22 protein-coding genes, 1 pseudogene and 1 riboswitch are annotated in these 22,052 nt (G+C 68.3%); of the genes and pseudogenes, 13 read left to right on the plus strand and 10 right to left on the minus strand.

The features are described 5' to 3' along the window. The 3 genes from A5694_RS17660 to A5694_RS17670 form a co-directional block, all read right to left on the minus strand. Positions 1-4,032 (minus strand): cation-translocating P-type ATPase, encoded by a 4,032-nt coding sequence (locus A5694_RS17660; RefSeq protein ID WP_064923530.1) that lies wholly within the window; start codon positions 4,030-4,032, stop codon positions 1-3. Between the two features lie 309 nt (positions 4,033-4,341). Next, positions 4,342-6,627: a 5-methyltetrahydropteroyltriglutamate--homocysteine S-methyltransferase gene (gene metE / locus A5694_RS17665; RefSeq protein WP_064923568.1), complete on the minus strand. Its 2,286-nt coding sequence runs from the start codon at positions 6,625-6,627 to the stop codon at positions 4,342-4,344. Between the two features lie 134 nt (positions 6,628-6,761). Then, positions 6,762-6,962, minus strand: a riboswitch (cobalamin riboswitch). 46 nt (positions 6,963-7,008) lie between these two features. Further along, positions 7,009-7,677 (minus strand): SDR family oxidoreductase, encoded by a 669-nt coding sequence (locus tag A5694_RS17670; protein WP_064923532.1) that lies wholly within the window; start codon positions 7,675-7,677, stop codon positions 7,009-7,011. A 104-nt stretch (positions 7,678-7,781) separates the two neighbouring features. On the opposite strand from A5694_RS17670, the gene A5694_RS17675 reads away from it, so the two are divergent. From A5694_RS17675 to A5694_RS17690, 4 genes are read left to right on the plus strand one after another with little or no spacing between them, the layout of a single operon-like run. Then, complete coding sequence (locus A5694_RS17675) at positions 7,782-8,927, plus strand: thiolase family protein (RefSeq protein WP_064923534.1); 1,146 nt, start codon at positions 7,782-7,784, stop codon at positions 8,925-8,927. Then, a complete protein-coding gene (locus A5694_RS17680) occupies positions 8,924-9,712 on the plus strand; it encodes a crotonase/enoyl-CoA hydratase family protein (protein ID WP_064923536.1) in 789 nt (262 codons plus the stop codon). The genes A5694_RS17675 and A5694_RS17680 overlap by 4 nt, the downstream gene beginning before the upstream one ends. 5 nt (positions 9,713-9,717) lie before the next feature. After that, on the plus strand, positions 9,718-10,236 hold the full coding sequence (locus tag A5694_RS17685; protein WP_064923570.1) for a gamma carbonic anhydrase family protein: 519 nt from the start codon (positions 9,718-9,720) through the stop codon (positions 10,234-10,236). Positions 10,237-10,282: 46 nt separating this feature from the next. Then, a complete protein-coding gene (locus tag A5694_RS17690; RefSeq protein WP_064923538.1) occupies positions 10,283-11,002 on the plus strand; it encodes a CPBP family intramembrane glutamic endopeptidase in 720 nt (239 codons plus the stop codon). A 4-nt stretch (positions 11,003-11,006) separates the two neighbouring features. Here the strand turns inward: A5694_RS17690 and A5694_RS17695 are convergent, their stop codons facing one another. Then, positions 11,007-11,816 carry an enoyl-CoA hydratase gene (locus A5694_RS17695; RefSeq protein WP_064923540.1) on the minus strand — a complete coding sequence of 270 codons (810 nt, stop codon included), beginning with the start codon at positions 11,814-11,816 and terminating at the stop codon, positions 11,007-11,009. Positions 11,817-11,866: 50 nt separating this feature from the next. Here A5694_RS17695 and A5694_RS17700 point away from each other — a divergent pair, with 50 nt between their 5' ends. The 3 genes from A5694_RS17700 to A5694_RS17710 are packed head-to-tail and all read left to right on the plus strand — an operon-like array spanning position 11,867 to position 14,753. Beyond that, entirely contained in the window at positions 11,867-12,952 is a 1,086-nt protein-coding gene (locus A5694_RS17700) for a CaiB/BaiF CoA transferase family protein (protein ID WP_064923542.1), read from the plus strand. A gap of 41 nt (positions 12,953-12,993) precedes the next feature. Then, positions 12,994-13,746, plus strand: coding sequence for a 3-hydroxyacyl-CoA dehydrogenase (locus tag A5694_RS17705; protein ID WP_064923544.1), 753 nt, complete (start codon positions 12,994-12,996; stop codon positions 13,744-13,746). An 8-nt stretch (positions 13,747-13,754) separates the two neighbouring features. Further along, complete coding sequence (locus A5694_RS17710; protein WP_064923546.1) at positions 13,755-14,753, plus strand: NAD(P)H-dependent flavin oxidoreductase; 999 nt, start codon at positions 13,755-13,757, stop codon at positions 14,751-14,753. A 245-nt stretch (positions 14,754-14,998) separates the two neighbouring features. On the opposite strand, the gene A5694_RS24990 is transcribed toward A5694_RS17710, so the two are convergent. Further along, entirely contained in the window at positions 14,999-15,124 is a 126-nt protein-coding gene (locus A5694_RS24990; RefSeq protein ID WP_019738104.1) for a hypothetical protein, read from the minus strand. A gap of 169 nt (positions 15,125-15,293) precedes the next feature. Here A5694_RS24990 and A5694_RS17715 point away from each other — a divergent pair, with 169 nt between their 5' ends. Continuing rightward, positions 15,294-15,932, plus strand: coding sequence for a methyltransferase domain-containing protein (locus A5694_RS17715; protein WP_064923548.1), 639 nt, complete (start codon positions 15,294-15,296; stop codon positions 15,930-15,932). A 6-nt stretch (positions 15,933-15,938) separates the two neighbouring features. On the opposite strand, the gene A5694_RS17720 is transcribed toward A5694_RS17715, so the two are convergent. After that, entirely contained in the window at positions 15,939-16,652 is a 714-nt protein-coding gene (locus tag A5694_RS17720; protein ID WP_064923550.1) for an NAD-dependent deacylase, read from the minus strand. A 28-nt stretch (positions 16,653-16,680) separates the two neighbouring features. On the opposite strand from A5694_RS17720, the gene A5694_RS17725 reads away from it, so the two are divergent. After that, on the plus strand, positions 16,681-17,049 hold the full coding sequence (locus A5694_RS17725; RefSeq protein ID WP_064923552.1) for a GntR family transcriptional regulator: 369 nt from the start codon (positions 16,681-16,683) through the stop codon (positions 17,047-17,049). Here the strand turns inward: A5694_RS17725 and A5694_RS17730 are convergent. Then, on the minus strand, positions 17,046-17,867 hold the full coding sequence (locus A5694_RS17730) for a class I SAM-dependent methyltransferase (protein WP_064923554.1): 822 nt from the start codon (positions 17,865-17,867) through the stop codon (positions 17,046-17,048). The two genes, A5694_RS17725 and A5694_RS17730, sit on opposite strands and share 4 nt — an antisense overlap. 25 nt (positions 17,868-17,892) lie before the next feature. Then, positions 17,893-18,414 carry a DUF1697 domain-containing protein gene (locus A5694_RS17735; protein ID WP_064923572.1) on the minus strand — a complete coding sequence of 174 codons (522 nt, stop codon included), beginning with the start codon at positions 18,412-18,414 and terminating at the stop codon, positions 17,893-17,895. A gap of 52 nt (positions 18,415-18,466) precedes the next feature. Between A5694_RS17735 and A5694_RS17740 the strand changes: the two genes are divergently transcribed. Both A5694_RS17740 and A5694_RS23395 read left to right on the plus strand, forming a co-directional pair. Then, positions 18,467-18,910, plus strand: a complete 444-nt coding sequence (locus tag A5694_RS17740; RefSeq protein ID WP_064923556.1) for a PPOX class F420-dependent oxidoreductase — start codon at positions 18,467-18,469, stop codon at positions 18,908-18,910. Positions 18,911-18,925: 15 nt separating this feature from the next. After that, positions 18,926-19,099 (plus strand): DUF5302 domain-containing protein, encoded by a 174-nt coding sequence (locus A5694_RS23395; RefSeq protein ID WP_109535730.1) that lies wholly within the window; start codon positions 18,926-18,928, stop codon positions 19,097-19,099. Here the strand turns inward: A5694_RS23395 and A5694_RS17745 are convergent, their stop codons facing one another. Beyond that, positions 19,100-19,396 carry a hypothetical protein gene (locus A5694_RS17745; protein WP_064923558.1) on the minus strand — a complete coding sequence of 99 codons (297 nt, stop codon included), beginning with the start codon at positions 19,394-19,396 and terminating at the stop codon, positions 19,100-19,102. Positions 19,397-19,502: 106 nt separating this feature from the next. Here A5694_RS17745 and A5694_RS23400 point away from each other — a divergent pair. Together A5694_RS23400 and A5694_RS17750 are read left to right on the plus strand one after the other, a co-directional pair. Further along, a pseudogene (locus A5694_RS23400) lies at positions 19,503-19,595 on the plus strand (HhH-GPD-type base excision DNA repair protein); the annotation flags it as partial. A gap of 22 nt (positions 19,596-19,617) precedes the next feature. Beyond that, a complete protein-coding gene (locus A5694_RS17750) occupies positions 19,618-21,204 on the plus strand; it encodes a recombinase family protein (protein WP_064923560.1) in 1,587 nt (528 codons plus the stop codon). A gap of 659 nt (positions 21,205-21,863) precedes the next feature. On the opposite strand, the gene A5694_RS24330 is transcribed toward A5694_RS17750, so the two are convergent. After that, positions 21,864-22,052 (minus strand): hypothetical protein (locus A5694_RS24330; RefSeq protein ID WP_207516040.1); only part of this gene is annotated, 189 nt, incomplete at its 5' end.

Consider the following 22,052-nt stretch of genomic DNA (forward strand, 5'->3'; position numbering starts at 1 on the left):
TCACGCCGCCTCGGCACGCGAGAAGAAGCGGGGCGCGATGCCCGCCGCGGTGATCGCGACCGCCGCTGATCCCAGTGCCTGAGCCCAGCCGATCGGGCCGAGCGGCGTGCATCCCATGAACTGGCTGATACCGGGAAGGCTGATCAACAGTGCCATCGCCGCGAACGAGCCGCCCGCGGTGGCCAGCACTAGCGGTGAGCGCGACTCCAGCAGGGTCTGTCCCAACTGGGTGGTCACCAGCGCGACCAGCGCCACCGTGGAGGCGCGCCGGGGAAACCCGGTGACTCGCGCCATGAACCACGCTGCAAGCGTGGCGCTGGCCGTGGTCGTGCCACGCAGCGTCACTGCGCGCAGCAGTGCTTTCTCGTCGGGCCCACGCCCTCCGAAGGGCATCGGGCGCCGGGGTTGGCTGATCGCCAGCGCGGTGGCCGGGAACGCGTCGGTCACGATGTTGACCAGTAGCAGCTGGCGGGTGTTCAGCGGGGCCTGACCGGTCAGCGCGCTGCCGACGATCGCGAACAGCGCGCCGCTGGCGTTGCCGCCCAACAGCACCGCTACCGCGGCCTGCACCCGCTGCCACAGTTGGCTGCCCTCGTTGAGGGCATCCAGCAGGGTCTCGATGCGACCGTCCAGCAGCACCACGTCGGCGGCGGTGTGGGCGGCGTCGCTGCCCTGGGCGACGATCCCGATCCCCACCGTGGCGGCCCGGATCGCGGCGGCGTCGTTGGCGCCGTCGCCGACCATCGCCGACACCTTGCCGCTGCGTTCCAGCGCCTGCACCACCTGCACCTTGTTCGCCGGGGACATCCGGGCGAATACCACCTTCTCGGCTACTGCCCGCTCCTGCTCCTTACCCGACAACGTCTCCCATTCCGTGCCGGTGATGACCTGCTCCGCGGTGATCTGCAATCCCATCTTGCGGGCGATCGCGCGGCCGGTGGTCGGGTGATCGCCGGTGATCATCCGAACGGGCACCTGCCGGCGGTGCAGCTCGGCCAGCAGCCCGGCCGACCCGGCGCGCGGGGTGTCGGAGATGCCGACGAAGCCGACCAAGGTCAAACCGTCGGCGCACTGGCGGGCCATCGCCGCCAGCTGGGCTTCGGGATCGTCAGGGTCGGCCGAAAGTGATTGCAGTTGAGCGGGACTGAGCTCACGGCGTGCTACCGCGAGCACCCGCAGGCCGTCGTCGGCCAGCTGCTCCACCACGTCGTTGATATCGGCCGGGACGCTTTCGCAGGCGGCGAGCACCACCTCGGGGGCGCCCTTGATGGTCAACTCGGACCCGAACACCGATGCCGCGAACGGCCGTCCGGAACGGAACGGCAGATGGGCATCGGGCCCCTCGGATGCGACCGCGCCGGGCACCGGTGCAGCCGCCGTCACGATCGCGGCGTCGGTGGCGTCGACGTGGCTTTGACCCTTCGTCGACGGTGTCGCGCGGACCGCGCAACGCAGCACCTCATCGCGGGAATGATCGGAAACCGTGCGCACCTCGGTGACCCGCAACCGGTTTTCGCTGAGGGTTCCGGTCTTGTCGAAGCACACCACGTCGACCCGGCCCAGAGCCTCCACCGAGCGCGGAACCCGCACCAGCACACCGGATTTGGTGAGCCGCTGCGCCGAGGCGTGCTGAGCCAGGGTCGCCACCACCGGCATGCCCTCGGGGACGGCGGCCACAGCTACTGAAACGCCGTGGGCCACCGCCTGCTGCAGCCGGGTACCGCGCAGCACCCCCAGGGCGCTGACCAATCCGCCGGCGACCAGGCTCAGCGGCCAGGTCCGGTTGGTGATCTGGCCGAGCTGATGCCCGAGCCCGATGTCGCCGTGCCGACTGGTGACCAGATCGGCGGCGCGGCGCACCTCGGTGTCGGGCCCCACCGCGGTCACCAATGCCAGGCCGGTGCCGGCTGCCACGGTGGTGCCGGCGAAGAGCATGCAGCGACGCTCGGCCAGTTCCGCGCCCGGGGTGGCGTCGATCTGTTTGGTCACCGGCAGCGACTCACCGGTCAGTGATGCCTCGTCCACTTCCAGTTTCTCCTGCTCGATGACGCGGGCATCGGCCGGCACCACGTCGTCGGGACCCACCTCGATCAGATCGCCACGCTGCAACTGCTCGGGAAGCACCTGAACCCGTTCCCGGGTGCCGTCCGGCCGGATCGTCACCTTCCAGGCGGGTGGGATCTGGTCGGCGAGCAGTCGATTCAGCCGCAGCTCGGCGCTGAGCCGTTGGCCGGCGGCCAGGACGGCGTTGCTGGCCAGTACCGAGCCCACCAGCAACGCGTCGATCGGTGAACCCAGTATCGCGGTGGCCGTGGCGCCCAGTCCCAGCACCGGGGTCAGCGGGTCGGACAACTCGTCGCGCACCGCGTCGAAAAACTGCCAGATCGTGTGGCGCCCGGCGTTGTCGGCAGCGCGCGGCGCGAAGGTGGGCTCCGCAGACGACGCCAACGCGGCACGCACCTGCTCAACCGACATGGCATGCCACTCGTCGACCGGAACCGGTCGGGGCAGCGGCGCGTTGACCACCTTGCGGGCCGACCAGTAGCCAGACAGCAGACCCGCTGCCGCGCCCAACACCACCGGTCCAGGACCGCGGCCCCGCACGGTCGGGATCAGCAGCAGAGAACCCAACGCCGAAGCGCCGATGGACAGTTCGACACCGCGGCGGCTGGCTTCCTTGGCCGCCGGCAGCGCGTGCAGAACCCGCCACACCCCGGCCAGATCATCGACGATCAGGTCCGCGTCCAGCGGGTGCGGCTGGTCTTCGAAAGCCGGCCCGGCCTCAGACCGGATGCCCACCCCGAGATCGGCAGCCGACAATGCCTGGGCAGCCGCCGAGGAGACCACCGCGACGGTGTGGCCTTCCTGCTGATACTTGTGCACCGCGTCGAGCAGCGCGTCGTCGACCGAATCGCCTGGCATCGGCGCGATTTCGTCGAACGCGGGCCGCAACTCGCCCAGACCGGCGGAGTCATCGACGGTAATGGTCTGCACGTCGGCGCGCTGTGTCTCGGCGAGCGTGGCGGCCGCCAGCGGATGGGGTGCCGGTGCGAACAGCGCCTCGGTAATGGGACGTGCCTTGCCGCGGCGGGTGCCGGCGACGCGGTGCCACCCGGGCTGCAGGTCGCCGGCCGCCAGCATGGCCTGGGCGCGCTCCCAGGTGGTCAGGTCCTTCTCGCCGGCACCGCGAAGCCGCACCAACCGCAGCGCTGCACTGCGCAGTATTCGCGGATCGACAATCACCACATCGATCCGATCCAGTCGGCGCAGGCTGTCCGGTTCGACTTGCAGCGCTTCATCGTTGTTGGCCAGCCCACGGCCCAGCGTCGCCGTGAACGATTCCTGGGTGGATCGCGCGGCTTTCGGCACGGCGACCAACGCGGCGGTGCCGGCCAGGTTCGGGTCGCGACTGGCCGCGCCGACCACGGTAGCGCCGATCGCCTGGACCCAGGTGCTGCGCTGCAGGTGGTTTTCGACGGGCCCGGCCGGCGACGGCACCGGGCGGGAGGCCGACGGGGCGGCCGATCCGGTGGCGGGGCGGCCCAGTTCCGGTTCGCGCCGGGACCAGGCCCGGGCGACGGCGCGCGCTTCGGCGGCTTTGAAGGTGTTGATCGCCAGGTCCACCGCCAGGATCGACGGCGCCACGGCCAGCGCGTTGGCGGCGGTGGAGGCCGCACCCAACGCCGTGTCGGTCGCGCGCTTGCCGATTCGTTCCTCGAGCAGCCGGCGCAGCCGCGGCTGGTGGTCCAGGGCGACTACGGCGCCTTGGACACTCGCCGGCAAACGTGGGAACCGCAGGACGCGTCCGGCCAGCGCGATGCCCAGGCCGACGGCGCTGACGCCTGCCATCGCCGCGGTGGTCATCGCCAGCAAGCCGTCGCCGGGCGCGGGGGATGGACGAGGTCGTCGCCCGTCGGCGACGTCGCCGCCGTCGTCGCCGGGCGCCTCACCCACTACGTCGGTGATCGCGTCGAGTACCTCATCAGGTGCCGGTTCGGCTTCATCGATGAGAGCGGGCATCGAGGGGGGCATCGGTCTCCTTCGCTCGGCGACCGAATCTGCTGAATTCCCAGAGAGCTTCGGTCGACATGGTCAATCGTCCGAAGGTCTCGCTCGCGAAAGTCCTGGGTCCGCTGAATGACCGGGCGGGTTGGCCCGCCGTACTGACGACCATCCACATCCGCCACAGGCGTGGCGGGTAGGAACTACTCCCCTTCGCGACCGAAGGTAGGGCCGGTAAGCAGCGGCCGGCTGAACGCCGGCGGGACCCGACCTGAAATGCCGGTGAATTACTGCGAATTCCAGCGGGTCGGGCGGTGCCGGCGCACGCGCGGCTCAGGGTCAGGACTTGATCCCAGCGTGGGTTGCTCGGGTTTTTCGGGCCGCGGCGACCATGTTGGCCAGCGAGGCGGTCACCTCGTCGGTCTTGCGGGTCTTCAGGCCGCAGTCCGGATTCACCCAGAGGCGTTGCGCCGGAACGGCATTCAGTGCCTCACGCAGCGACGCCGCCATCTCATCGGTGGACGGCACCCGCGGCGAGTGGATGTCGTAGACGCCCGGCCCCACACCGCCTGCGAACCCGATCGCGTTGAGGTCGTCGAGCACCTCCATGTGCGAGCGCGCCGCCTCCAGGGAAGTGACGTCGGCGTCCAGGTCGGCGATCGCACCGATCACCTCACCGAACTCCGAGTAGCACAGGTGGGTGTGGATCTGGATCGCGTCGCTCACTCCTGACGTCGACAGCCGGAAGGCGCCGACCGCCCAGTCCAGGTAGGCCTGCTGGTCGGCCTTGCGCAGCGGCAGCAGTTCCCGCAGCGCCGGCTCGTCGACCTGGATCACCGCGATGCCGGCTTTCTCCAGATCCAGCGTCTCGTCACGGATCGCCAGCGCCACCTGGTTGGCGGTATCGGCCAGCGGCTGGTCGTCGCGGACGAACGACCAGGCCAGGATGGTGACCGGGCCGGTGAGCATGCCCTTGACCGGTTTGTCGGTCAGCGACTGGGCGTAGGTGGCCCATGCAGTGGTCATCGGGTGCGGCCGGGCGACATCGCCGAACAGCACCGGGGGGCGCACGCAGCGGCTGCCGTAGGACTGCACCCAGCCGTTGGCGGTGGCGAAGAACCCCTCCAGTTGCTCGGCGAAGTACTGCACCATGTCGTTGCGCTCCGGCTCGCCGTGCACCAACACGTCCAGCCCGAGTTGCTCCTGCAGTGCGATGACGTCGGCGATCTCCGCCTTCATCCGGCGGGTGTACTCCGCGGAGTCGATCTCCCCGGCGGCCAGCGCCGCCCTGGCCTTGCGGATGTCGACGGTCTGCGGGAACGACCCGATGGTGGTGGTGGGCAGCGGCGGCAGGTGCAGTCGGTCGGCCTGAGCTGCCCGCCGGGTCTCGGCGCTGCCCCGGTGGGTACCGGCGGCGGTGATCGTCGCGATCCGGCTGCGGACATCGGCGTTGTTGAGCCGCGGGTCGGATTTGCGTGACGCGACTGCGGCGTTCGATGCGTGGATCTGCTCGGCGACCGCCTCGCGGCCCTCGGCCAGGGCGCGGGCCAAACTGACCACCTCGTTCACCTTCTCGGCGCCGAACGCCAGCCAGCTGCGCAGCGCGTCGTCCAGGCCGGTCTCGGGCTCCAGCGAGTAGGGCACATGCAGCGTCGAGCACGACGTCGATACCGCGACCGCGGCCGCCGATCCCAGCACCGTAGCCAGCTTGGCCAGCGCAGCTTCCAGGTCGGTGCGCCAGATGTTGCGGCCGTCGACCACCCCGGCGACCAGAACCTTGGAGGCCAGTTCCGGCACCGCGGCAATCGAATCCGTCGAGCCGTAGACCAGATCGACGCCGATCGCCTCGACCGGCGTGGCGGCCAGTGACGACAGCGCTGCGCCCGGGTCGCCGAAATAGGTGACGACGAGGATCGACGGCCGGTTACTCAACCCGCCCAGGCGGGCGTAGACCTGCTCGGCCAGCGCGGGGGCATCGGCGGCGACGTCGGTCACCAGCACCGGCTCGTCGATCTGCACCCACTCGGCCCCGGCCTCAGCCAGCGCGGACAGCAGCTGGGCGTAGACGTCGGTGAGCTCGTCGAGGCGGAAGATCGGCGCCGGCGACCCGTCGACGGCCTTGCTCAGCAACAGGAAGGTGATGGGGCCGATGACCACCGGGCGGGCCGGAATCCCTTGCTCAACAGCTTCTTTGAGCTCAGCAAGCACCTTGGCCGGATTCAGCGCGAACGTGGTGTCCGGGCCGATCTCGGGAACGATGTAGTGGTAGTTGGTGTCGAACCACTTCGTCATCTCCAACGGGGCGATGTCGGCGTTACCGCGGGCGGCGGCGAAGTAGCGGTCCAGTTCGTCGGCCACCCCGGCCACCCGCGCCGGGAGCGCACCGAGCAGCACCGCGGTGTCGAGCATCTGGTCGTAGTAGGAGAACGTGTTCACCGGCACCGAATCCAGGCCGGCGGCGGCCAACTGAGCCCAGGTGTCACGGTGCAGGCCGGCGGCCACCTTCTGCAGTTCGTCCTGCCCGATCCGGCCGGCCCAGTAACTCTCGGTGGCGCGCTTGAGTTCGCGGCGCGGCCCGATCCGGGGGGAGCCGAGAACGGTGGCGGTAAACGGTTGAGCGGTCACGATGCGATCCTTCACTCCAGAGGGGTGGATCACCGCCGGCGGACGTCCAGCCCATCCGGTCTCATGCAATTTAACGCACGATAACGCTGGAAAACCAGACGCCCATTCCGCGAGGCGTTGATCCGCCGAGCGCGGCGCGCCCGGCACAACGGGCAGGTCTTCGGACTCGCAGGCGCGCACCGGGGGTGCACCTAATGGCCGTCGCTTCCCAGTCCCGAACCCGAGACCAGTGCCTGTGACGGCGGTCGTTCCTGCATACCGCTGCGGGACAGTCCCGGATTCTCACCGGGTTCCCTCTCGCGCTCCACGGAAAACCGCGTCACGCTCGATGCCGACGCCGCCGCTACCGGCGGTGTCGGCAAACCAGTTGCGTGATCGAGATTACCCGGTCGGTCGCCCCCGAAGCGCCCGCAGGGCTTCCGCAATGGGCGTCTCGCCGTCGTTGAAATCGATGGTGCGGCCAATCGTCGCGTCCTCGGTGAGGCAGGCCGCGATCACCTGGGCGACATTGCCGCGCGACGCCTGCGTTTTGTCGGCGTCGGCGCGGGTCTCGATGCGGCCCGTGGCCGGCTCTAGGGTCAGCCGGCTCGGGCCCAGCACCGTCCAATCCAGGTCGGTGGCCCGCAGGTGAGCGTCCGCGGCGGCCTTGGCCTGGGCGTACGGGAAGAACGGATCGTCTTCGGGCACACCGTGTCCGGGGCTGGCGCCGAAGTAGGACACCATCACGAACCGGCGAACCCCGGCCTGGCCGGCGGCGTTGATCACCCGGATGGCGGCATCGCGGTCCACTGCGTAGGTGCGCGCCGGATTGCCGCCGCCGGCGCCGGCGGAGAACACCACCGCGTCGTGGCCGGCCACCAGCTCGGCCAGCCCGTCGGTGTCGAGCTGCTCGATGTCGGCCACCACCGGGATCGCCCCGGTCACCGCGACCTCCTCGGCGTGGTCGGGATTGCGGAAGATCGAACTCACCTCGTCGCCGCGTTCGGTCAGGATGGGGCTGAGCAGTAGGGCGACCTTGCCGTGGCCGCCGACGATCACAATCCGCGCCATGGATTCGACGCTACGCGAGTGCTGGGAGCACCCCCGTTGCCGTCAGCAGATAGGCCCGGTTGACAATCGTCGTCAAGGACCCTCGTTGATGAAGGAGAGCACCCATGGCCGAAGCCGTCATCGTAGAAGCGGTGCGCTCGCCGATCGGCAAGCGCAACGGCGGACTGTCCGGGGTGCACCCGGCCGAACTGTCCGCCCAGGTACTCAACGGGCTGGTCGGTCGCGCCGGGGTGGACCCGGCGCTGGTTGACGACGTGATCTGGGGCTGCGTCATGCAGGCCGGTGAACAGGCCCTGGACATCGGCCGGACCGCGCTGCTGGCCGCCGGCTGGCCCGAGACCGTGCCCGGGGTGACGGTGGACCGCCAGTGCGGCTCCAGTCAGCAGTCGGTGCATTTCGCCGCCGCCGGTGTGGTCGCCGGGCACTACGACGTCGTGGTCGCCGGGGGCGTCGAGTCGATGTCGCGCACTCCGATGGGCTCGTCGCTGGCCAACGGCGGGCACCCCTACCCGGAGGCGTTCCGTACCCGCTACAGCCAGACCCCCAACCAGGGGATCGGCGCGGAGATGATGGCCGAGAAGTGGGGACTGGACCGCACCACGCTGGACGAGTTCGCCCTGGCTTCGCATGAAAAAGCCGCCGCCGCCCAGGATTCCGGGGCCTTCACCGACGAGATCGTCGGGATCAAGGACGCCGAGGGCAACGTGATCAGTGCCGACGAGGGCATCCGCCGCGGCACCACCATCGAGAAGATGGCCCAGCTCAAGCCGGCGTTCAAGGAGGACGGCGTCATCCACGCCGGCAACTCCAGCCAGATCTCCGACGGCGCGGCGGCGCTGCTGTTCATGTCGGCGGCCAAGGCACGCGAACTGGGGCTGACCCCGCTGGCACGGGTGCACACCGCGACGCTGGCCGGCGCCGACCCGGTGATGATGCTGTCCGCGCCGATCCCGGCCACCGAAAAAGCGCTGCAGCGCAGCGGTTTGAGCATCGACGACATCGGGGTGTTCGAGGTCAACGAGGCCTTCGCCCCGGTGCCGATGGCCTGGCTCGCCGACATCGGCGCCGACCCGAAGAAGCTCAACCCCAACGGCGGGGCGATCGCGCTGGGCCACCCGCTCGGCGGATCCGGCGCCCGGATCATGACCACCATGCTGCACCACATGCGCGCCAACGGGATTCGCTACGGGCTGCAGACCATGTGTGAGGGCGGCGGCCAGGCCAACGCCACCATCCTGGAGCTGCTGTGAGTGAGGCGGCCGTTCTCGTCGAGCGGCGCGGCAACGTTCTGCTGATCACGATCAACCGGCCCGAAGCCCGCAACGCCATCAACGGTGCCGTCAGTACCGGCATCGGTGACGCGTTGGCGCAGGCCCAAGACGACGATGAGGTGCGCGCGGTGGTGCTCACCGGCGCCGGCGACAAGTCGTTTTCCGCCGGAGCCGATCTCAAGGCGATCGCCAACCGGGAGAACATCTACCACTCCGACCACCCGGAGTGGGGTTTCGCCGGCTATGTGCAGCACTTCATCGACAAGCCGACCATCGCGGCGGTCAACGGCACCGCGCTCGGCGGCGGCACCGAGATCGCCCTGGCCAGCGATCTGGTGGTCGCCGAGCAGCGGGCGCAGTTCGGGCTGCCGGAGGTCAAGCGCGGCCTGATCGCCGGTGCCGGCGGCGTTTTCCGCATCATCGACCAGCTGCCCCGCAAGGTCGCCCTGGAGCTGCTCTACACCGGGGAGCCGATCTCGGCCGCCGAGGCCGCCCGCTGGGGCCTGGTCAACCGGGTGGTCGAGGACGGCGGCGCACTGGAGGCCGCACTCGAGCTCGCCGAGCAGATCACCGGTAACGCGCCGCTGTCGGTGCAGGCCAGCAAGCGGATCGCCTACGGCGTCGACGACGGCGCCATCCCCGGCGAGGCGGCCGGTTGGGCTCGCACCGGCCGGGAGTTCTCCGCGCTGCTTCGGACCGAGGACGCCAAGGAGGGACCGCGGGCGTTCGCCGAGAAGCGCGCACCGGTGTGGAAGGCGCGTTGAGCGACGTGCCCGAGCCGCTGATCATTCCCATTCGCGGTCGTGCGCCGCAGCTGCATCCGGAGTCGTGGGTGGCGCCCAACGCCAGCCTCATCGGTCAGGTTCACCTGGCCGCCCGGGCCAGTGTCTGGTACTCGGCCACGCTGCGCGCCGAGGCCGAGCCCATCGAGATCGGCGTCGATACCAACATCCAAGACGGCGTGACCATCCACGTCGACAAGGAGTTCCCCGCCCGGGTCGGCGCCCGGGTCAGCGTCGGGCACAACGCGGTGCTGCACGGCTGCACCGTCGAAGACGACTCGTTGATCGGGATGGGCGCGATCATCCTCAACGGCGCGGTCGTGGGGGCGGGCTCTCTGGTAGCGGCCGGTGCCGTCATCCCGCAGGGCATGGTGGTGCCGCCCCGGTCGCTGGTGTCGGGGGTGCCGGGCCGGGTGCGGCGGGAGCTCAGCGAGGCCGAAGTCCGCAATAATCGGCACAACGCCGCGGCCTACCGCCGGCTGATCGAAGTCCATCGGGCGAACTGACGCAATCAGGCCACCGACTGCGGTTCGGCCGCTACCGTTTTAGGGCATGACCCAGACCAGTTCGGCCCGGCCCGGCCTGCTGCGCGAGTTCACCGGCATCTTCTCCAAGGTCTCCGCCCCGTACCACGAGCCGCGGGCGGTCGTGCACCGGCGTCGGGTCGTGGTCGCGGTGGTGGTGCTGCTCGGCGCCGCCGTGCTGGCCTCGATGCACACCAAGAACCCCGGTGACGCGGCGTTCTACTGGCTGTCGTTGGCGCTGGCCGCGGTCTGGTCGGTGGGGGCGGTCGTGGCGGGTCCGCTGCACCTGGGTGCGGTGCGCTTCCGTGGCCGCAACGAGCGGCCGGTGTTCACCGGCACCGGGGTCGGCCTGCTACTCGGCGGGGTGTTTCTGCTGGGCGGGCTGGCGGTGCAGCAGATCCCGCCGCTGGCCGGCCAGGTGACCGCGATCCTGGACTACACCACCCAGGTGTCCTGGCGACTGGTGGTGCTGATCGCCATCGTCAATGCGGTCGCCGAAGAGATGTTCTTCCGCGGGGCGCTGTTCAGTGCGTTCGGCCGCCGCTATCCGCTGGTGTTGTCGACGCTGCTCTACATTGCCGCGATGATGGCCGCCGGCAACCTGATGATCGGTGTCGCCGCGCTGGTGCTCGGCACCGTCTGCGCCATCGAACGCCGGGCAACCGGCGGGGTGCTGGCGCCGGTGCTGACGCATCTGGTGTGGGGGCTGATGATGGTGCTCGCGCTGCCCCCGATCTTCGGCAGGTAGCCGCTCAGGAGTCGGTGAACTTCGGCGGGCGCCGATCCTGAAACGCCCGGGTGCCTTCGCGGAAGTCGTGGGCGTTCAACAGAATTGACTGGCCGACGTATTCGCGGTCCAGCGTCGCGTCCAGCTCGGTCAACGTCGCGGCGTTGATGGCGTGTTTGGTCTTGGCGAAGGCCGCCGCCGGACCGGCCAGCAACGCGGCCAGCACCTTGTCCACCTCGGCGTCGAAGTCCTCGGCCGGGTACACCGCACTGATCAAGCCCCACGCCAACGCGTCGGCGGCCGGTAGGCGTTCGGCCAGCAGCGCCAGCCGCATGGCCCGGATCCGGCCGATCGCCGCGGCCACCAGCGCCGAGGCGCCGCCGTCGGGCATCAGCCCAATCTTGGTGAACGCCAACAGAAAAAACGCCTTATCCGAGGCCAGCACCAGGTCGCAGGCCAGCGCCAGCGACACTCCGACGCCGGCGGCTGGGCCCTGCACCACGGCCACCACCGGACGCGGCAGCGCCACGATCGCCCGGATCGCCCGGTTGGCCTCGACGATGATCTCCGTCGGCACCCCGTCGGAGGCGTCCTCGGCGCTGATCCCCGCACCCGAGCTGAACCCGCGACCGGCCCCGCCGAGTCGCACCGCGCGCACCCGCGGGTCGTGGGCGGCGCCTTCCATGGCGTCGGCGATACCGGCGAGCACGCCGGTGGTCACCGAGTTGAGGCTGTCGGGGCGGTCGATGGTCACCGAGAGCACCCCGTCGGCCAGGGTCACGGACAGGCCGTCCACCGGGGCCAGGGCGTCGATGCCGGAGTCGATTGCGGTCATGAGTGTCCACCATAGGATGCACATCACACGCAGACGACGAGGAGGCAGACATGGCGGGACCGTTGGCGGGGTTGCGGGTCATCGAACTGGCCGGCATCGGACCGGGGCCGCACGCGGCGATGATCCTCGGCGACCTGGGTGCCGACGTGGTCCGGGTGGACCGTCCGCCGAAATTCGGTGGCGGCGCGCCGAAGGACACCATGCTGCGCAACCGGCGGTCGGTGACCGCCGACCTGAAGTCGCCGGAGGGTCGCGACCTGGTGCTGGCCCTGGTGGCCAAGGCCGACGTGCTGATCGAGGGTTTCCGCCCCGGCGTCACCGAGCGGCTCGGCCTGGGGCCGGAGGACTGCGCCAAGATCAACGACAAGCTCATCTATGGCCGGATGACCGGTTGGGGGCAGACCGGGCCGCGCGCTCAGCAGGCCGGCCACGACATCAACTACATCTCGCTCAATGGCACCCTGCATTCGATCGGCCGCCAGGGCGAGCGCCCGGTGCCGCCGCTGAACCTTGCCGGCGATTTCGGGGGCGGGTCGATGTTCTTGCTGGTCGGCATCTTGTCCGCGCTGTGGGAGCGGCAGTCCTCCGGTAAGGGACAGGTGATCGATGCGGCCATGGTCGACGGTTCGAGCATGCTCGGGGCGATGATGTGGAGCTTCCGCGCGCAAGGGCTGTGGAGCGACGAGCGGGGCGTCAACATGCTCGACACCGGTGCGCCCTATTACGACACCTACGAATGCGCCGACGGGCGCTACGTCTCGGTGGGATCGATCGAACCGCAGTTCTTCGCCGAACTGCTGGCCAAACTGGGCCTGGACCCGGCCGAGCTGCCCGCGCAGAACGACAAGAGCCGCTGGCCGGAGCTGCGCGAGGTGTTCACCAAGGCGTTCGCGGCGCACGACCGGGACCACTGGGCGAAGGTGTTCGCCGACTCCGACGCCTGCGTGGCGCCGGTGCTGGCGTTCGGCGAGGTGCTCTCGGATCCGCACGTCGCGCAGCGCAACACCTTCTACGACGCCGACGGTTCCCTGCAGCCCATGCCGGCGCCGCGGTTCTCCCGCAGCGTGCCCGACGTCCCGACGCCGCCGGCGGTACTGGGGGCCGACAACGAGACCATCCTGAGCGACTGGGTATAGTCCCGACCAACCGGCTGGTTGGTTGACGAAGGGATGACGCAGTGCAGATCAAGGATGCGGTGGCGGTCGTCACCGGTGGCGCCTCGGGACTGGGCCTGGCGACGACGAAACGCCTGCTGGACGCCGGCGCGCAGGTGGTGGTGATCGACCTGCGGGGCGCCGACGCGGTGGCGGAGCTGGGCGACCGGGCCCGGTTCGCCGAAGCCAACGTCACCGACCCCGAGGCCGTCGGCGCCGCGCTGGATGTCGCCGAGTCCCTGGGCCCGGTGCGGATCAACGTCAACTGCGCGGGCATCGGCAACGCGATCAAGACACTGAGCAAAAACGGCGCCTTCCCGCTGGAGGAGTTCACCAAGGTCGTGCAGGTCAACCTGATCGGCACGTTCAACGTGCTGCGGCTGGCCGCCGAGCGCATCGCCAAGACCGAGCCGATCGGCGAGGAGCGCGGCGTCATCATCAACACCGCATCGGTGGCGGCGTTCGACGGCCAGATCGGGCAGGCCGCCTACTCGGCATCCAAGGGCGGCGTGGTCGGCATGACCCTGCCGATCGCGCGGGACCTGTCCCGCGAGCTGATCCGGGTCTGCACCATCGCGCCAGGTCTGTTCAAGACCCCGCTGCTCGGTTCGCTGCCCGAGGAGGCGCAGCGCTCGCTCGGCGGGCAGGTGCCGCACCCGGCCCGGCTCGGTGACCCCGACGAGTACGGCGCGCTGGCCGAACACATCATCAGCAACCCGATGCTCAACGGTGAGGTGATCCGCCTCGACGGCGCGATCCGAATGGCCCCGAGGTAGGAGAGACGATGAGTATCACCACGAAGTTCACCGAGGTGTTCGGTGTCGAGCACCCCATCGCCCAAGGCGGTATGCAGTGGGTGGGCCGCGCGGAACTCGTTGCGGCGGTGGCTAACTCGGGGGCGCTGGGGTTCTTGACCGCGCTGACCCAGCCCACTCCGGCGGATCTGGCCAACGAGATCGCCAAGACCCGGGACCTGACCGACAAGCCGTTCGGCGTCAATCTGACCATCCTGCCGACGATCAACCCGCCGCCTTATGACGAGTACCGGCAGGTCATCGTCGACGCCGGCATCAAAATCGTCGAGACCGCCGGCTCCAACCCGGCGCCGCACCTGCCGATGTTTCACGACAACGGGATCAAGGTGCTGCACAAGTGCACCTCGGTACGGCACGCGGTCAAGGCGCAGAGCCTCGGCGTCGACGGCATCAGCATCGACGGCTTCGAATGCGCCGGGCATCCCGGCGAGGACGACATCCCGGGCCTGGTGCTGATCCCGGCCGCGGCGGCGCAGATCGAGATCCCGATGATCGCCTCCGGCGGCTTCGCCGACGCCCGCGGCCTGGTCGCCGCGCTGGCCCTGGGCGCCGACGGCATCAACATGGGCTCGCGGTTCATGTGCACCGTCGAGTCCTGCATCCACCAGAACGTCAAGGAAGCCATCGTCGCCGGTGACGAGCGCGGCACCGAGCTGATCTTCCGGCCGCTGCGCAACACCGCCCGGGTGGCGTCCAACACCGTCTCACGCGAAGTCGTCGAGATTCTGAACCAGGGCGGCCAGTTCCCCGACGTACAGGAGTTGGTGGCCGGAGTCCGGGGCCGCAAGGTCTTCGAGGACGGCGATGTCGAGGCCGGGATCTGGTCGGTGGGCACCGCGATGGGGCTGATCAACGACATCCCGACCGTGGGGGAGCTGGTGTCGCGGATCGTGGCCGAGGCCGAGGAGCTGATCTCGGGGCGGCTGGCCGACATGCTCGAGGCCGACGACGAGGAGAACGTCGCCTAAGGTCTGGTTCCCCTGCCGCGCCGAGGGTGTACGCAGTGCGAGAACTTCGCGACCTCTGCGCTCGAGGACCCCGGCGGCGTTGCTGAGTGGCTACGCGGCCGCCGCGGCGCGGAGGACGCCAGGTAGCTCAACCTGAATGCAAGAGAAATGGGGTGACTCACCGGTTGCGGACTGCCCGGATGTGGGCGGCCGCCGTCGCGACAGGACGCGATTGGGAAAGGCGCCGCTGCCGCGGCGCCAATCAATCAGCTGGCCAGCGGATGCCAGTCGTCAAGCTGCTCCGAGGTGTCGCCCTCGACCAGGACATCGCCGTGGTACAGGGCCTCGAAGTCGACCTTGATGACGTCGGCACTTGAGTCGTCGATCCACATGACACTGAGCGTATGGGTCACTATTAAGGGATCTTTGAGTCACGTTTCGGGAAATGGTGGCAATCTTACCGACGGGTAGCGTTTGCCGGACGTTCCGGCGGAGACCAGCCGCTTTAGCCGACCGATGGCGCGATCGGGGGTGAACCCGGGGGGACGCTATGGTGGCCCCATGACCTCGCCTGCGACTCTGGACAACCCGCTGTTCGCCCGGATCTGGAGGTTCATGTCGAGCCGCGAGACCGACTGGCTGCGGGATCGGCGCCGGGAGAATCTGGAAGGCCTGTCGGGACGGGTGCTCGAGGTGGGCGCGGGTACCGGAAGCAACTTCGGTTTCTACCCCGACACCGTCACCGAGGTGGTCGCCCCCGAGCCGGAATCGCTGCTGCGGGAGGCCGCCGGGCAAGCGGCCGCGGTGGCGCCGGTGCCGGTGACGGTCGTGGCGAGCACCGTCGAAGCCTTGGATGCCCGCGAACCGTTCGACGCGATCGTCTGCTCACTGGTGTTGTGCTCGGTGGAGCAGCCTCGGGACGTGCTGCGCCAACTGTTCGCCCTGCTCAAGCCCGGCGGAGAACTGCGCTACTTCGAACACGTCGCCAGCGGTGGGGCGCGCGGCGGGCTGCAGCGCCTGGCCGATGCCACCATCTGGCCGAAGTTGTTCGGCAACTGTCACACCCACCGCGACACCGAGCAGATGATCATCGACGCCGGCTTCACCGTCGGGACGTCGCGGCGCGGGCATCAGTTCCCGGCGTGGGCGCCGGTACCGGTGTCGGAGTTTGCGCTCGGACGCGCCAGCCGCCCGGCCTGAGCCACGTCAGCCCAACAGCGAGGGCAGCCGCTGAAGCAGTCCGGGTAGGGCCGCCGAAGCGGTGTCGCGCATGCACAGCGTGGCTCTAGCCGACAGCGGCGTCGGCTCGGGGTTGACCTCGATGACGGTCTTGCCCTGCTCCAGTGCCAGCTCGGGCAGGCTGGCCGCCGGATAGACCACCGCCGAGGTGCCCACCACCACCAGCACATCGGCGGCGTCGATGGCTTCGACCGCGGCGTTCCACGGCCCTTGCGGCAGGTTTTCGCCGAACCAAACGATATCCGGGCGGATCAGCCCGCCGCAGCCGCACACCGGCGGCGGCACTTCCAGCTGTGGCTCTGCCATCTCGGGCAGCTTCTCGGTGTAGGGGTGACTGCAATCGGCGCAACGGAATTCGAACATGCTGCCGTGCAGATGGTGGACCGTGGAGCTGCCGCCGCGCTCGTGCAGATTGTCGACGTTCTGGGTGATGACCTTGACGTCGGCGTGCTGCTCCCAGTCCGCGACCGCCCGATGGCCGGCGTTCGGTCCGACCCGGCGGGCCAGGTGGTGGCGCCACAGGTACCAGCCCCAGATCAGTTCGGGGTGCCGGTTCCAGCCGTCGATGCTGGACACCTCGTAGGGGTCGTAGCGCGCCCACAAACCGTTCTCGTCGTCACGGAAGGTCGGCACCCCGCTCTCCGCTGAGATGCCCGCGCCGCTGAACACCGCCACCTGCACGCCACCAACATAGCGGGATACTGGGCCGATGGACTTCACCGAGCTGCTGGGGGCCGACATGCGGCCGGATGCGCCGTTATTCGAGCAGGTCAGGACTCGGATGATCGCAGCGGTCCGGGACGGCGTCCTCCCGCCGGGAACCCGGCTGCCGACGGTGCGTGACTTGGCGGGCCAGCTGGGCCTGGCGGTCAACACCGTGGCCCGGGCGTACCGGGAGTTGGAGGCCGCCGGGATCGTCGAGACCCGGGGTCGGCTCGGTACTTTCGTGGCGAGCAGCGATCCGGTCGATGCGGCGATGACCGAGGCGGCGGGCGCCTTCGTCGCGGCCGCCCGCGCTGTGGGCCTGGGCAAGGCCGATGCGCTGCGTTACCTGGATGCGGCCTTCGGCACGCTTTAGCCGAATTCGAGAAGGGTCAGCGACGGGCGAGCGTCGGCGAGAGCGCGCAGTCCGTAGATGGTCGGCAGCACGGTGTTGAACAGCCACCCGCGGCCCCGCGGCAACTGCAGGTCGTGCACGGCCCGGACGCCCGGCACGGTGTCCACCAGCTGGGCGGTCGCGGCGGCGGACAGCGTGAACGGCATGGCCGGTGCCCGGTAGCGCAGCGACGTCGGCACGCCGTGGCGGATCAGCCAGCCGATCCAGGCCGGCGGAAGGTCGAAGATCATCCGGCCGCCCGGAAAGCGGCGGGCGCACTCGGCGATCAGGCCCAGGGACTGCTCGGGCTGCAGATACATCAGCAGGCCCTCGGCGCTGATGAACACCCCGTCGGACGGATCGACCCGGTCCATCCAGCTGTAGTCCAGCGCGGACTGGGCGCACACCGAGACCCGTGATTCCGCCGGCAGCAACCGCTGACGGATCTCGATGATCGGAGGCAGATCCACGGTGAGCCAACGGAATTGCGGATCGGCAACTGCCTGGCTGAGCCGCCAGAAGCTGGTCTGCAAGCCTTCGGCCAGTGCCACCACGGTGCCCGTCGGGTGCTGCCGAAGGAAGCGCAGCGCCTCGGTGTCGATGCCCAGCGCGCGCACCGCGATGTCCTGGCGGGTCGAGCCGAACTTGGCGAAGTCGAAGTCGATCGAGTCCGCCAGCCGGACCGCCATCGGATCGTTGAGGATTCGGTCGGAACGGCGGGCTTCGGTCGCCCGCGCGTTCAACGTCAGCAGCGCCGTCTCGGAGACGCCGGTCAGGGTGACCTTCTGTGCCTGGCTCACCTGTGCGACCTTACCGGTGGGCGGCTCAGCGCAGCATCTTGCTCAGCGTGCGCAGGTTGCGCGTGGTGGTTGACGCCGCGTACCGCTTGTTGCCCATGGTCTTGCCGACGGTGCTGTCGAGGGTGTTGCCCTTGGGGATCTGCCAGTAGATCACTCCGTGGCCGGGCGCGATCTTCTCGCCGTTGCCGGCGCTGGTACTGAGTCCGGACAGCTCGGCGAGCACCGCCGGGTCAGCGACGAAGGTGACATAGGAGTGGTGCTCGGGCACCTCCGGCTCGAAGGGATAGGCCGCGATGATGCTGCGCACCGTGTCGAGGTCATACACCAGCACCCGGGCCGGGTAGCCGAAGCGCTCCCGCAGCGCGGCTTCGGTGGTGGCGCGCACCGCCGCGGCATCGTTGGGCGAGTCGATCAAGACGTTGCCGCTGGCGAGTATGGTGCGCACCTCGGACAATCCGGCGTCGGCCAGGGCGGCAGCGACATCGGCCATCTTGAGGTTGACGCCGCCGACGTTGACGCCCCGCAAGAACGCCGCGTACCGGGTCATCTGCGCGATGGTAACGACCGCGCACACCGGCTTCAATCGGTACGCTTCGGGGATGGGACGCCAGGTCTTCGACGACAAGTTGCTGGCCGTGATCAGTGGGAATTCACTGGGCGTGCTGGCCACTATCAAACGCGACGGGCGCCCTCAGCTGTCCAATGTGCAGTACCACTTCGACCCGCGCGCGGTCGCGGTGCAGGTGTCGGTCACCGAGCCGCGGGCCAAGACCCGCAACCTGCGGCGCGATCCGCGGGCGTCGCTGTTGGTCAGTTCCGATGACGGATGGTCTTATGCCGTCGCCGAAGGGGATGCTCAGCTGACGCCGCCGGCCGCCGCTCCCGGCGACGACACCGTCGAGGCGCTGGTGGCGTTGTACCGCAACATCGCCGGGGAGCACCCGGATTGGGACGAGTACCGCGAGGCGATGGTGACCGATCGCCGCGTGCTGCTGACGTTGCCGATCACGCACCTGTACGGCATGCCGCCGGGGATGCGCTGAGTTAGGCTCCGGGTCATGCCCGAACCAGATTCCGCCGCAGACGAGACCAAGCGCAAGTTCCGCGAGGCCCTCGAGCGCAAGAACGCGAAGTCGGCGGGCGGCTCCGACCACAAGGACGCCGGCGCCAAACAGACCCGATCGCACGGGCCGCTGGAGAGCCGCCGCGAGTTCCGCCGCAAAAGCGGCTAGTTACTGCACCGGGCAGGCGTACTTTCGGGCCACGTCCATCAACCGCTGGTCGGCTCCCGGGCCCACCACCCCCTGTGCGACCAGTTCCCACCCGATCAACCCGGGCAGGCCGCCTTCACAGGCCTGGTGGGCAACCCGCCATGCGGTGTCCGGATTCAGGTGGAACCCGTTGCGTTCCAGGCCCTGCATGTAGGTGTCGAATTCCGGCGTGCCCTGGTCCGGTATGGCACCGGCCGTGGCCGCGAAGGCGACAGCGGTCACCGTCGCTGCGAGAAGTGCTGCCGCTACACGTTTCATGGCTGTCTCCTGGAACTGCGTACGCCGGTTGTCGGCTCTACGGTTGCACATTCCACCGACACGGACGCTGGTACCGGCGAACTCGGGTGGTTCTAGACTGACCTCCGTGCCGAAGCTGCAGCTGGTGGGAGACCCGGCCGCCGACGCCCTGCTGAGCGCCGACCCGTTCGCGTTATTGGTCGGCATGCTGCTCGATCAACCGTAGCAGCTACGATTACAAAATGTCTACTACTCCGTTGCGGGCACTGGTCGGTGCCCGTGTCTCCCATCTACAGGGTCCGCAAAAGGTCTCCCACGTCGCGCAGCTTGAGACCGCGACCAGATGGGCAGAATCCAAGGGATACAAGATAGTTGGACGTTTTGAGGACCTTGGAGTCTCTGCCGAGAAACGACCGGAGGACAGACCAGAGCTAGGGCAGTGGCTCACCGACGAGCGATCTCACGAGTGGGATGTCATCGTATGGTCAAAGATGGACCGTGCGTTTAGGTCTACCGCGCATTGCGTTGACTTCGCCCGGTGGGCAGAGCAACGGCACAAGGTGGTCGCGTTCGCCGAGGACGGGCTGATACTCGACTACCGGCCCGGAGCGGCCAAGGGCATCGACGCGATGATGTCGGAGTTATTCGTCTACCTCGGTTCGTTCTTCGCGCAGCTAGAGCTGAACAGGTTTAAGACACGTGCGCTTGACGGACACCGGACGCTGCGGCAGACCAACAGGTGGGCATCTGGGGTACCGCCACTAGGGTTCCGGGTGATACCCCACCCGAGCGGGAAGGGGAAGGGGTTAGACACAGACCCCGAGGGGCGGGATCTGCTGCACCGGATGGCCGGCCGTCTGTTAGATGGTTGGTCGTTCATCCGCATAGCAGCGTGGCTAAACGAGTCTGGCGCTCGGACCAACATGGATAAGGCGCGTATCGCCAAGGGTAAGGACCCGCACGTCAACCCATGGAACGTCGGGACGGTAATCGAAGCTCTGACCTCGCTACGGACACAGGGTTTGAAGATGCACAAACGGGAGACCGTGCTAGACAGCGACGGTAACCCGATCAGGATGGCACCACCGACGTTCGACGCGGACACATGGAAACTGATACAAGACGCGGTAGCGGTTCGCCAGATCAACCGGAGAGAACCGACAAACTCGACAAACCCCATGCTCGGTATCGGCATCTGCGGATGCACCGGTTGCGCTGCGTGCGACGGGAAGCAGACCGACGGGATATGCGGAGCTTCGCTGGCACAACAGATCAGCAGGAACAAGACGAAATCAGGCGAAGTCAACGTTCACCGGTACTACCGGTGCGGGCGTACCCCGCTGAACTGTAACGGTGTCACCATCCGGGCCGATATGGGAGACGAGCTGCTAGCAGAGCGGTTCCTAGAACAGTGGGGAGACTCCGGGGTTACCCGGAGGATATTCGTACCCGGCGAGGATCACTCGCACGAGCTTGACCGGGTAAACGACACGATCAGCCGGTTGCGACGGGAGCAAGACGCGGGGTTGATCGTCTCCGACGACGACGAACGCGAGTATCACTCGCGGATGCGCGCTTTGATAGCGCGTAGAACCGAGCTAGAAGCTCTCCCGGCGGTCTCGGCTGGTTGGGTAACCGAGACCACCGACCAGACCTACCGCGACGTTTGGGAGCAATCAGACCAGCGGCAACTGCTGATCGAACGAGGGGTTAGGTTCGTGTTGACACAGGGTAGACCACTGATCTTCGGTCTACACGTCCCGGAGGATGGCACAGCCATCGACATCGAAGCGCCGGAGGATCTGGCCCGGAGGTTCAACCCGGAGTAAAACCGCTGTTCGCTCCATTTTCCGTGACGCCACCGACACGGCAACAACCGGCATCTGAGGACCGATAGGGACCATAACGGCGGCGTCGGCAAAATGGTCTTGGACTGAGGTTTCCACAGGTCAACACGTAAGGGATACCATCGTCAACTACGACGGAGGGGATCGTAGCTGCTGGTAGGGATCTGATCGAAGCAAAAGGCCATCGCAAATCGTTCAAATTTGAACGATTTACCCGCCGCAGGGCTACCCACCCGGACGCGGAGGTAGGAAACTACCCTGCGGTATCGGCATATCGGACCAACTAGCCTTACCGGATACGTAATCCTTTAACCATTGTCCGTAGGCGCTCGTTATCAGAGACGGGTCGGTCCAGTGACGACCGGTTCTCTCGTTGTACCAATTCGCGTAGCCGCTCGTCGGCAGGTGTTGATCCCGCCAGTAGTAATCACCGGGCTTGGGAATCGGGTCGGTCACGTCCATGACGTACTGACCAGGCTGGGGAACAACCTCGCCTAGCGCAGGGGTTCCCGGTCCGTGCTTAACACGGACTAGCACGGACTGATATTCACCGGTCGCTAGAAGTTCGTCCTTAGCCACCGACGAGACAGGCGAAATCTTGCCGGTTCGCTTGTTCCGTACTAGGTGGGTATCGAAATTCGTCACGGACCCTCCGAACCGGATAACACCGCTTCGTACCAACCGGCCACCGACAGACCGGCTGCGTTCATAATCGGGGTGAGACGCTGGTCCCCACCGACAAACCGGCTCAGCGCGGGTGAGTCCCCTGGGGTGGTGGGGTTTCGGGGGTCGGGGCAGACGGTGCTGGACTTGGTATCGGGTGTGTCTCC

Source organism: Mycolicibacter sinensis, assembly GCF_001667945.1.
Lineage (GTDB): Bacteria > Actinomycetota > Actinomycetes > Mycobacteriales > Mycobacteriaceae > Mycobacterium > Mycobacterium sinense_B.

Coding starts and splice junctions, on each gene's coding strand:
- A5694_RS17660 (WP_064923530.1), bottom strand. CDS start 4,032: ATGCCCCCCTCGATGCCCGCTCTCATCGATGAAGCCGAACCGGCACCT.
- A5694_RS17670 (WP_064923532.1), bottom strand. CDS start 7,677: ATGGCGCGGATTGTGATCGTCGGCGGCCACGGCAAGGTCGCCCTACTG.
- A5694_RS17675 (WP_064923534.1), top strand. CDS start 7,782: ATGGCCGAAGCCGTCATCGTAGAAGCGGTGCGCTCGCCGATCGGCAAG.
- A5694_RS17690 (WP_064923538.1), top strand. CDS start 10,283: ATGACCCAGACCAGTTCGGCCCGGCCCGGCCTGCTGCGCGAGTTCACC.
- A5694_RS17695 (WP_064923540.1), bottom strand. CDS start 11,816: ATGACCGCAATCGACTCCGGCATCGACGCCCTGGCCCCGGTGGACGGC.
- A5694_RS17700 (WP_064923542.1), top strand. CDS start 11,867: ATGGCGGGACCGTTGGCGGGGTTGCGGGTCATCGAACTGGCCGGCATC.
- A5694_RS17710 (WP_064923546.1), top strand. CDS start 13,755: ATGAGTATCACCACGAAGTTCACCGAGGTGTTCGGTGTCGAGCACCCC.
- A5694_RS24990 (WP_019738104.1), bottom strand. CDS start 15,124: ATGTGGATCGACGACTCAAGTGCCGACGTCATCAAGGTCGACTTCGAG.
- A5694_RS17715 (WP_064923548.1), top strand. CDS start 15,294: ATGACCTCGCCTGCGACTCTGGACAACCCGCTGTTCGCCCGGATCTGG.
- A5694_RS17725 (WP_064923552.1), top strand. CDS start 16,681: ATGGACTTCACCGAGCTGCTGGGGGCCGACATGCGGCCGGATGCGCCG.
- A5694_RS17735 (WP_064923572.1), bottom strand. CDS start 18,414: ATGACCCGGTACGCGGCGTTCTTGCGGGGCGTCAACGTCGGCGGCGTC.
- A5694_RS17740 (WP_064923556.1), top strand. CDS start 18,467: ATGGGACGCCAGGTCTTCGACGACAAGTTGCTGGCCGTGATCAGTGGG.
- A5694_RS23395 (WP_109535730.1), top strand. CDS start 18,926: ATGCCCGAACCAGATTCCGCCGCAGACGAGACCAAGCGCAAGTTCCGC.
- A5694_RS17745 (WP_064923558.1), bottom strand. CDS start 19,396: ATGAAACGTGTAGCGGCAGCACTTCTCGCAGCGACGGTGACCGCTGTC.
- A5694_RS17750 (WP_064923560.1), top strand. CDS start 19,618: ATGTCTACTACTCCGTTGCGGGCACTGGTCGGTGCCCGTGTCTCCCAT.